Below are 2,369 nucleotides of genomic sequence, written 5' to 3' on the forward strand. Positions count from 1 at the left end.
TGCCGCAAGGGCGGGAGTTAGTGCAAGACCAGTTGTGAAACAGCCTCTAGTGACATCCCACTCTCCTATCGAGAATTGTACCCTTCCAACAGATTCAGAGCTGGTCCCACCCGTGGTACTACGTTCTAAAATTAGTCCATCGCGACCGTGAAAGGGTGGCCAATTCAGCAGATGGAAGATGGCATACTGGATGTCATTGGATGCTGCCCTAAGTTGGACCGGGCTAGCGCTGGGATGCAATTCAATCCATTCGCGGTTCGACTCGCTGAAAAACATCTCAACAGTAGTGCCATATTCCGGACACTTGATATCTGCCGTACCGTCCTGACTGTCGTGAAAAAAGGAGAACGCAAACCCGAAATCGTCAGGCGCATACGGAATCCGAAACCGTACGGAGGCTTTCGGCATAAATCGCAGCGTCGGCGTGGCTGAAACCGTTCTTTCCGGCCTGGACCCTTGCGCTGGCAGGATCAGCTGCACTTGATCGAAGACAATCTCTTGATTGGGATGGTCTTGGCGATAGAGCGGCAAGAACGGTAGTTCGACGACGGTTTCAAGGGCCATTGTGTTGCCTTATCTTGGTCGAGTTTTTGAAGAACACGGATAGACACTCCGGGATTCCAGAAGGTTCGCCAAATTGCTGAGCTTGCGGAGTTCAGCGGTCAGCTTTTGGCGGTGATTTTACCTTCTGCACTTCAGCCGCTGCCCATTCCTACCGCGGAAGTCAAGTGTCAGACCGCCTTCAGTGCAATCCGGAAATTGAGTTACCCATGAGTGGCGCGCGGCTACGGGTGGTCGCTCCCAGAAGCTCGGCTGTCCACCATCTCCCGGCCCGAAGCAAGTTCGGCCCGCCCGACTGCCGATGTTAAGCGGGGCACTCGACACAGGCTAGGGACGCGCGTGACGATTCGAGTCGCAATCCTCGTCGCGGCGGCCGCCGGCTGCCGTGTGCCGCCGGCAAGCCCGGATGCGTGCGAGCCGACCGGTCAGTCCCGCACGGCGCTGCTGGCCCGGAGGGTCGCGGCTGACACCGCCGCCGAGGTCGCGGCCCATCCTGGGCCGGCCGCACGCGGAATCGCCGCCGAGTTGCCCGCCCATCTGCGGGCGTGGGCCGCCGGCGCGGTCGGCAAGCGGGTCGCCATGCGGCTCATCCCGCCCGGACCCGTCCGGGGCGACGGCCCGACCTTCGACCCCGCCGACGGCCCGGCGTGCCCGGCCGACCTTTGCCTGTACGTGGACGGCAACGACGCCCTGGCCGTCCTCGACCGGGTGATCGACGGCGCGACCGGCCGGCTGGACGTGACCTCATTCCTCTGGGGGAACGACCCCTACGGGTGGCACATCGCCCGGAAGCTTGCGGCGCGAGCCGGGCCGGACCTGCCGGTGCGGGTGCTGGTCGGCGGCGGCAACCTCCCTCAGGGGGAGCCGCGCGACGCACCCGCCGACCACGTCGAGGCGGTCGTCTGCTGGCTCGCCCGGCAGCCGCACGTTCACCTGATCCGCACCCGCAACGCGTTCCTCCGGTTCGACCACCGCAAGCTCGTCGTCGCCGACGGCCGCGTCGCGTGGGGCGGCGGGCGGAACTTCACCGAGAAGGCGTTCGCCGGCGACCACGACCTGACGTACACGGTCACCGGCTCCACGGCCGGGCGGCTGGCGGCGGCGTTCGAGGAGTCGTGGCGGTACCAGGGCGGCCCGCCCGCGGACCCGCTCCCGGCGGGGCCGCCGCAGGGGGCCGTGACCGCGGCCGCCCGCGTCGTCCGCACCGAGCCGACCGAGCGGAGCCTGGCGCGGGCGGTGTACGACGCCATCGACGGGGCGGGCAGCCGCGTCTACCTTCAGACGCCGTACCTGGGCGACGGCCGGACGGTGGCCCTGCTCGGCCGGGCGCGGCGGCGCGGGGCGGACGTGCGGGTGGTGCTCACCCTGGACACCCGCAGCCGGCTGTACGACCGGGCCAACCGGGTGACGGCCAACCGGCTGCTGGCGGCCGGCGTGCGGGTGTACCTTTACCCCGGCATGACGCACGTGAAGGCGGCGGCGGTGGACGGGGCGTGGGGGTACGTCGGGTCGGCGAACTTCGACAGCCTGAGCCTGCGGCACAACCGCGAGGTCGGGCTGGCGATCACCGGCCCGGCCGTCGGCGATTTGGAGCGGGAGATTTTCCAGGCCGACTTCGCCACGGTCCCGGAGCTGACCGAGCCGCTCGACATCTCGCTGACCGACTGGCTGGCCGAACTGGCGGCTGCGGCCGCGGGCTGAACCTCCGCGACGGAAACGGGTTCCGCCCGGCCCGTCGCCCAAGCACCCGGCCGCGGTCGTCTGTGGCTTTGTTCCCTCCCCCCTTGGGGGGGAGGGTTAGGGAGGGG

At 67.7% G+C, this 2,369-nt stretch carries 2 protein-coding genes; one reads left to right on the top strand and one right to left on the bottom strand.

What is annotated here, in order from left to right:
* A partial coding sequence (locus AC5JJ2_RS16125; protein ID WP_495859036.1) for a hypothetical protein occupies positions 1-564 on the bottom strand: 564 nt, incomplete at its 3' end.
* Positions 565-900: 336 nt separating this feature from the next.
* Here AC5JJ2_RS16125 and AC5JJ2_RS16130 point away from each other — a divergent pair.
* Positions 901-2,262 (top strand): phospholipase D-like domain-containing protein, encoded by a 1,362-nt coding sequence (locus tag AC5JJ2_RS16130; protein ID WP_495859037.1) that lies wholly within the window; start codon positions 901-903, stop codon positions 2,260-2,262.
* The last annotated feature ends 107 nt before the right edge of the window (positions 2,263-2,369 follow it).

The sequence above is a fragment of the Limnoglobus sp. genome (genome assembly GCF_059499385.1).